The sequence below is a fragment of the Nocardia sp. NPDC002869 genome, from assembly GCF_046764065.1.
GTDB lineage: Bacteria > Actinomycetota > Actinomycetes > Mycobacteriales > Mycobacteriaceae > Nocardia > Nocardia rhamnosiphila.
Window position 1 is genome coordinate 1 of record NZ_JBKOOL010000345.1, and the last position, 1,122, is coordinate 1,122.

The window sequence follows — 1,122 nt, forward strand, 5'->3', positions numbered from 1 at the left end:
CGCTCGGCCGGAGCCAGGATCTCCAACTCACCGACCGCCGTCTCCGGCGCCGAAACGATCTCACCCAGCAACCGCAGAAAACGATCCACGAACTCCTGCGCCGTGGACCGATCGAACAGATCGGTGGCATAGGTCAACTGACCCCGCACACCCTGCGGCGCACCGTCACGGTCGTACTCATCGGCAACGATCAAATGCAGATCGAACTGCGAAACACCGGTATCGACTTCGACACCCGAGACCGTCAGCCCCGGCAACTCCAGACTCGACTGCGCCAGGTTCTGGAACGAGAAACCGACCTGAAACAACGGATTCCGCGCCGTGGACCGCGCCGGGTTGAGTACCTCCACCAACCGCTCGAACGGCACATCCGCATGCGCGAACGCCGCGATATCGGCTTCCCGCTGGCGACCCAGCAGACCGGTGAAGGATTCACCACGATCCAACTGCGTCCGGAACACCAGCGTGTTCACGAACATACCGATCAGATCATCGAGCGCCTGCTCACCACGACCCGCCACCGGCGTACCGATAGTGATGTCATCGGTCCCCGACAACCGCGACAACAACACCGCCAACGCGGAATGCACAACCATGAACAAGGTCGCATTCTGCTGCTGCGCCACCCGCTGCAGCCCGGCGTGGATCTCGGCGTCGACAGCGACCTCGACCCGGCCACCGGCAAACGACTGCACCGCCGGACGCGGCCGATCCGACGGCAGATCCAACTGATCCGGAATACCGGCCAGCGTCGACTGCCAATACCCCACCTGCTGCGCTGCCAGCGATTTCGGATCGGCCTCATCACCCAGCAACTCACGCTGCCAGATGCTGTAATCCGCGTACTGCACCGGCAACGGCGCCCACGCCGGCACCTCACCCGCGATCCGCGCGACATAGGCGTTCATCAGATCCCGGATCAAGGGCCCTACCGACGAGCCGTCGCCGGAAATGTGGTGAACCACCATCGCCAGCACGAACTCACCGGAAACAGACTCACCGGCCGCCATGGATTCGACGTCGGCTGCCCGACCGACCTCGAACAAGGCCAACCGCAACGGCACCTCGGCAGTCACATCGAACCCGGCCGACGCCAACTCCGACACCGCCGAGACCACATCC

General features: G+C 63.8%; 1 protein-coding gene. It reads right to left on the bottom strand.

The window, feature by feature from the left end:
• On the bottom strand, positions 1 to 1,122 hold a 1,122-nt coding region (locus tag ACLML9_RS28800; protein WP_411948437.1), incomplete at both ends, for a condensation domain-containing protein.